Source organism: Lysinibacillus sp. 10T31, assembly GCF_056394365.1.
Genome location: NZ_JBFTHS010000101.1, coordinates 1 through 6,679, shown reverse-complemented (window position 1 = coordinate 6,679; position 6,679 = coordinate 1). Strand labels below are relative to the sequence as shown.

At 36.6% G+C, this 6,679-nt stretch carries 5 protein-coding genes, 1 rRNA gene and 1 pseudogene; all 7 read right to left on the bottom strand.

The window, feature by feature from the left end; translation table 11 throughout:
• A 16S ribosomal RNA gene (locus tag AC1DCY_RS26555) occupies nt 1-74 on the bottom strand; the annotation flags it as partial.
• A gap of 476 nt (nt 75-550) precedes the next feature.
• A complete protein-coding gene (locus tag AC1DCY_RS26550) occupies nt 551-2,398 on the bottom strand; it encodes an SLC13 family permease (RefSeq protein ID WP_477355523.1) in 1,848 nt (615 codons plus the stop codon).
• A 369-nt stretch (nt 2,399-2,767) separates the two neighbouring features.
• A complete protein-coding gene (nadD, locus tag AC1DCY_RS26545; RefSeq protein WP_477355521.1) occupies nt 2,768-3,382 on the bottom strand; it encodes a nicotinate-nucleotide adenylyltransferase in 615 nt (204 codons plus the stop codon).
• A 27-nt stretch (nt 3,383-3,409) separates the two neighbouring features.
• Nucleotides 3,410-4,879 carry a nicotinate phosphoribosyltransferase gene (locus AC1DCY_RS26540; protein ID WP_477355519.1) on the bottom strand — a complete coding sequence of 490 codons (1,470 nt, stop codon included), beginning with the start codon at nt 4,877-4,879 and terminating at the stop codon, nt 3,410-3,412.
• 15 nt (nt 4,880-4,894) lie between these two features.
• A complete protein-coding gene (locus tag AC1DCY_RS26535; RefSeq protein ID WP_477355517.1) occupies nt 4,895-5,446 on the bottom strand; it encodes a cysteine hydrolase family protein in 552 nt (183 codons plus the stop codon).
• Between the two features lie 87 nt (nt 5,447-5,533).
• Entirely contained in the window at nt 5,534-6,334 is an 801-nt protein-coding gene (locus tag AC1DCY_RS26530) for an NUDIX domain-containing protein (RefSeq protein WP_477355514.1), read from the bottom strand.
• Between the two features lie 212 nt (nt 6,335-6,546).
• Nucleotides 6,547-6,679 (bottom strand): annotated as a pseudogene (locus AC1DCY_RS26525) (IS30 family transposase); the annotation flags it as partial.

Sequence of the window (6,679 nt, the reverse complement as noted above, 5' to 3'; positions counted from 1 at the left end):
TCTGTTCGCTCGACTTGCATGTATTAGGCACGCCGCCAGCGTTCGTCCTGAGCCAGGATCAAACTCTCCATAAAAAGAAATTTGATTAGCTCAAATTGTTTTGCTGGCATCATGTTTGATGTCCAAAATTTTGTTTCGTTCACTAACTCGAGGTTAGTTACTAAAAACTTTATTGATTACGTTTTGCTTGTTCAGTTTTCAAGGTTCATTTCGTTGCTGTTTTCTCAGCAGCAACTCATATATAATATCATGTCGTAAACTCGATGTCAACAACTAATTTATTTAATTTAATTGTTTTTCAGCGGTTGTCTTAACGACTTGTATAATACTACACTCTTAATTTTAAAAGGTCAATACTTTTTCTTTAAAAAATTTATAGTTTTTCACTTCATCGAGAAACTTCCTATACAATGATTAAGAAAACAATTTAATACTAAACTCAAAATCTGAAGTTAATTTATTGTTTCAAAATATAATTTTATCATAATCTCTATTAAAAAATTAATTGTTTTTCACTCAAACAAAAAAACTCGGTATAGAAACCGAGTTTTTAAAATGGGAAGAAAAATGGAATTGCCAACATCATAACAATAAACATAATAATCTGTAGCGGAATTCCAATCTTCACAAAATCCATAAACTTATAACCGCCAGCTGTCATAACTAGCGCGTTTGTTGGGGAAGCAATCGGAGTAACGAACGCCATACTAGCTGCTACAGCAACAGCAATCATAAATGTCGTTGGACTTGCTTCCATTGCAATCGCGGCATTCATAGCAATTGGTGCGAACAAGACAGCAGTAGCCGTATTACTAATAAATTGTCCAAAAATAACTGTTAAAATATATACACCAACTAGTACTCCATACGGTCCATAATCTCCAAGCGCGTTAATGATACCATCAGATAGAATAACCATACCACCTGTTTTCTCCAACGCAGTCGCCATCGGCAGCATCGCAGCTACAAGCACAATACTTTCAAAGTTCATATTGCTGTATGCATCCTCCATATTACGTAAACAACCTGTTAATATCATCAATACGGCACCAATCATGACGGAAATAACAGCAGGGAAAATTTCAAAAGCCATTAAGACAATCATTAAAAGCATAATGACACCGGCAATACCAGCTTTACCCGTTGCTGCCGCGACACTCGCATGCTCTTTCGGTTGACCAACAACAACGACATCCTGCGTCTCCCTTGCGAGTAATAGAATTTCATCCCATGATCCTTGCACTAATATGGCATCACCAAATTTCAATTTATGCTTCACCATATCTTGAAGTTTATAGCCGCCTCTATGATTAATGCCGATTATATTAAGATTATATTTTTCTCGGAAGCCTAGGGTGCTAACAGTTTTATTAATAAAGCTCGAATTTGGCGTTAATAATACTTCAGCAATACCAAGATGCTTCGATACCAATTCATCAGCCTCTCCTTCAGCTAGTTCCTGCATCTCTAGACTATAATCCGATGCAAAGCGACGAATATTCTCTTCCTCACCTTGGACATACAATTCATCTTTTGCATGTATCACACTCGTCGGACCCGCCATTTCCTGATATGTCATCGGTAAAAAATTAATGCCCTCTTGAGACCGTCGGTGAATTTTCATCATACAAAGCTCATATTTGGCCGGAAGCTTTAATTCTGCTAATGTTGCGTCAATAATCGACGAATCCTCTGGGACAAACACTTTAAACAAACGATTGTTTAAATCATATTGCTTAATAATTTTCTTTGGAGATAGTTTATAGTCAGCTTTTGTTTGTGTACGATTTTTTTCATTTGGTAAAAGAATATTGCGCACGAGTACTAAATAGATAATACCAACTATCATTCCCACTATACCGATGGGTGTCACTTCGAAAAATCCTAGCTTATTATAGCCTCGATCTACTAATAACTGACTGACAATTAAATTTGTTGGTGAAGCAATTAATGTCATAAGCCCCGAAAGACTAGCAACATAAGAGAGTGGCAGCAAGAATTTCGAAGGACTTTCCTTCATACTAATGGCGATACTAACAACGATCGGCATCATTAAAGCTACAGTACCTGTATTACTCATAAAGGCACCTACCGTCCCTACAATAATGAGCAATAACACAAATAACTTTAACTCACTATCACCTGACCATTTCAACAATAATCGCCCTGCCATTCCTGCAAGTCCAGTGCGTAAAATTCCCGCTCCCACAACAAATAACCCTGCAATCATTAAAACTACGGAGTTCGAAAAACCAGCAAGTGCCTCTGTTGGCGTTAAAATATCTGTAATGACAAAGGCAAGAAGTGACACAATCGCAACGAGGTCTGCTCGTACTTTATTTGTCACAAATGCCAAAATTGTCGCTCCTAAAATAAGAAATGTTAATGTAAGCTGCATTTCTAAGAATTCCTTTCTCTTTCTAACATTAATCATTGTGCTAGGTGATACATAAAACCTTTTGTAATTGCAACACCTTGCACGTTTGCTATATCATTTAGATTTATTATATCTTACCTAAAACGACATATGAGAAAGTTCACCATCTTTTCAAAATAAAAGATTTACCACCAAAGCGTGAGGTTGATTTCCGTTCCGGCTGGGTGCGTCCGATGAGCTCCAAGGGGGTCGCCCCAGCCTTCACTCCAATCAACTTATATAAATAGCAATGTTTCAGCAAATGGTATCCCAAACTTTTGCTAATAAGCCAAATAAAAATAAGTGCGGTATTTAACCACACTCTACTATCATGTATCTGCCTTACCTAGATTATTTTTGATAAAGATTATGCTCTTTAATATAGTCATAACAAGCGGAAGGCAATAGATATTTTGGTTCACCGCCCATTGCGAATTCTTCTCGAATATAGGTAGAGCTAATTTCCATCGCTAAGCCTTTGTCAATCAAATGGAATCTTCCATCATCATGATTCCTCAAAATTGGAGAACGACTAATCGTTGATAACATATCGATTCCATGCCTCGCCATTACAATAAATTTATTCTCAGCTACTAACGCTTCTCCTCTTTTCCACAATCCCGCTCCAATATCAACTAATAAATCGGCTCCCATAATAAAATGAATTTCATCATTTGGGTGTTGTTCTCTAAAATATTTCATCGTATCATACGTGTAAATGTTCCAGCCTTCTTGCTCCATTTCATATGAATCTGCAATAAAACGCTCATCCTTAGCAATAGCCAGCTGTAACATATTCCATCGATGCGTATTCTCAGTTTTTATCTCCTTGTCCTTTCGTTTATTTGAACAAGGTAAAAAAATCACTTTATCTAATTTGCAACGATGTGCGACTGTGCTTGCGGTCCAAAGATGAACATTTGTAATTGGATCAAAGGACGATCCGTAAATTCCTATTCTCGCCAATATCTATCCCTCCATTCTTCTTTCCTATTAGTTTCTTCCACTCATCATCTTCGTGACTTTTTCTTTAATTTCTTTAATTCTTGTCATTTTGTTATCCCAGCACGCTTGACTTAAATCGACCGGATACTCTTCTGGATTCATTGTTCGTTTATACTCACTCCATAGTAGATGTAAATTTTCTTCTACATATGCTTGAATTTCTTGAAGTGTTGGTTCTTTGTAAAGAATAGAACCATTTACAACAATGTCTTGATGTAATTCTTTCGCTGTAAAATTCGTCACAAATTTACTGATATAAGTATGAACAGGGTGAAACATTTTCAAGCGTTTTTCCTCCTGTGGGTTTTCGTAGTCCAACGCAATATAATCTCCTTCAGCATGACCATTGTCTGTATTAATAATTCGATAGATACGCTTGCGGCCTGGGGTCGTTACTTTTTCAGGATTTCCGGAAATTTTGATGGTATCGACCATTTTCCCGGTTTCATCTTCAACAGATACTAATTTGTATACGCCCCCAAGAGCTGCTTGATCGTAGGCTGTAATAAGCTTAGTTCCGATTCCCCATGTATCAATTTTAGCCCCTTGTGACTGCAAATTTATAATCGTGTATTCATCCAAATCATTAGATGCTATAATTTCCGCTTCAGTGAAGCCAGCTTCATCTAGTATTTCCCTTGCTCTTTTTGACAGATACGCTAAGTCTCCACTGTCCAGCCGGATTCCTACAAAATTGATTTTATCTCCAAATTCCTTTGCGACCCGAATTGCGTTAGGAACACCTGAACGCAACGTATCATACGTATCTACTAAAAAAACGCAATCTTTATGCGTATTTGCATACTTTGTAAATGCAGTGTATTCGTCACGATATGCCTGTATCATGGCATGCGCATGAGTACCTGAGACAGGGATGCCAAATAATTTTCCAGCTCTGACATTGCTAGTTGCAGAAAACCCACCAATATAAGCTGCACGAGTTCCCCAAATCGCTGCATCAAATTCATGCGCTCGACGAGTACCAAATTCCATCGCTACATCCTTTCCAATCACTTGTTTAATGCGTGAAGCCTTCGTTGCAATAAGAGTTTGGTAATTAACGATATTCAATAAAGGTGTCTCCATTAATTGAGCTTCTGCCAACGGGGCTTCAATTCGTAAAATAGGTTCATTTGCAAATACCAGTTCACCTTCCTTCATTGCAGAAATAGTGCCTGTAAATTTTAGACTTTGAAGGTATTTAAGAAATTCCTCTGAGTATTTTCCTTCCTCGCGTAAATATTGAATATCACTATTAGAAAAACCAAAGTTTTTGATAAACTCCATCATCTTTTTTAAGCCTGCAAATATCGCATAGCCATTACCGAACGGAAGCTGTCGAAAGTACAGTTCAAAAACCGCTGTTCTATTTTGAGTACCATCATTCCAGTAAGTTTCTACCATATTTATTTGATATAAGTCTGTGTGCAACATTAAACTATCATCTGCATATTTCATTTCATTTTCCTCCATTTACATAATAGTAGCTCCGAGAGAATGCTCGAAATGCCCTAACGCCCACTCATGCCCTGCTTGATTAAAAGATGCCACTGCATTTTTATGAATAACTATGTTAAATCCTTTATTATAGGCATCTACGGCTGTATGAAGAATGCAAATATCCGTACATACACCTATTAAATGCAGTTCAGCAATGCCTCTTTCGCGCAATTTAATCTCTAAATCCGTACCCGCAAAAGCAGAATACCTTGTTTTATCCAAGTAGTAGACATGATCTAATTCTTTATTTTCTTCATATAGTTCTTTTAAGGAACCATATAGTTCCCTCCCCTTTGTACCTCTTATATTATGAGGAGGAAAAAGCTTTTCTTCCGGATGATAGCTATCATCTTTTTCATGAACATCAATGGCAAAAACTACAAAATCATCGTTTGAGATAAATTCCTTTGTTAATTGTATATTTACCTCTTCCAATAGTTGCCCCGGTTTTCCGCAAGTTAGAGCTCCATCTGGTGCTACAAAATCCACTGTATAATCAATATTAATCAATGCACGTTTTGGCATATTTCCATCACTCCACTTTCTTTTAATTAGTAATTACATAATTACAAATTACTATAGTGAAAAATATCAGGAAAGACAGGTGCTTTCCTAATGATAAATTGACTCTACGATTTCGAAGTCATTAAAAGTATATAATTGCGACGGTCTAAACGAATTCCTTTTTGTTTTCTTCGGTTTACCTTCTTCATCTAATACTTTTTCAATAAAAGGTAACTTGGGTGCTTTTGTAAAGAACACAGAATCATTTGAAATGCGTGGATCATCTCCCACTGTCAATAAAACCCTCTGCAGTTCAGATAAAGTAAATTCTTTTGGTAAAAAGTTTTTAGCAACCGTCGTTTGTATCATATCTTTCTTAATAAACGCTAAAGCGTCTGAAATAATTTTTCGATGATCAAAGGCTAATTCTAGTTCGAACACTTCATTTATATCATATAGCTCTACTTCTGCTGCATCGTCATTGGCTTGACGCTGGTCAATGTACACTTCAGAAACTATTGCATAAAAAGCATTTGAAATCATCCAACCTCGAGGATCACGATCTATGTCATCGTAGACACCAAAGTGCTTAACGTGTAGACCATCTACATTCGTTTCCTCTTTCAATTCTCTTTTAGCAGCCATATAGGCCGTTTCCCTTTTTGTCGCATCTACAAATCCACCGGGAAGCGCCCATTTTCCACCTTCGATATTTGGATTTCCTTCATGATCTTTATCGGCTCGTTTTATCAACATGATTTTAAGCGTCATCATCGGAGGTGCTTTTTCCTCTACCTTTTCGGACGTTATTGTAAAAATTGCGATATCTGATGTATACCCATCAGGTGTTATATATTTAGAAGAATCATAATTCGCAAGAACTTCTTCTTGTGAACGATATTTTGTCATTTTAAGAAAACTCCTTTGATTCAATGTTTTGCAGGAAAGGTTTAGATAAAGCGTCATGTGACGACTATTTACGACTCATCTGGAGATTGAAACACCTACTGCGCGATGTTTTCGATAAATCGCTATTAGTAATTTGCAATTCAAGAATTACCATTTAATAATATGATAACTTTTCCAGTTAACAATTTCAACTCTTTTTATTAGATGATTTGTCAAATTAAGTGCAACAATTGCTCATTAAAAGCCTCGTTTGCAGTTTTCCAACCAAGACATTTTCTTGGTCGGTTGTTGATATAGTTTAATGATTCTGTTAGTTCTTCTGGTGATACTTCTTCGAAATTTGTT

Coding starts and splice junctions, on each gene's coding strand:
- AC1DCY_RS26550 (WP_477355523.1), bottom strand. CDS start 2,398: ATGCAGCTTACATTAACATTTCTTATTTTAGGAGCGACAATTTTGGCA.
- AC1DCY_RS26540 (WP_477355519.1), bottom strand. CDS start 4,879: ATGAAATATGCAGATGATAGTTTAATGTTGCACACAGACTTATATCAA.
- AC1DCY_RS26530 (WP_477355514.1), bottom strand. CDS start 6,334: ATGACAAAATATCGTTCACAAGAAGAAGTTCTTGCGAATTATGATTCT.
- AC1DCY_RS26535 (WP_477355517.1), bottom strand. CDS start 5,446: ATGCCAAAACGTGCATTGATTAATATTGATTATACAGTGGATTTTGTA.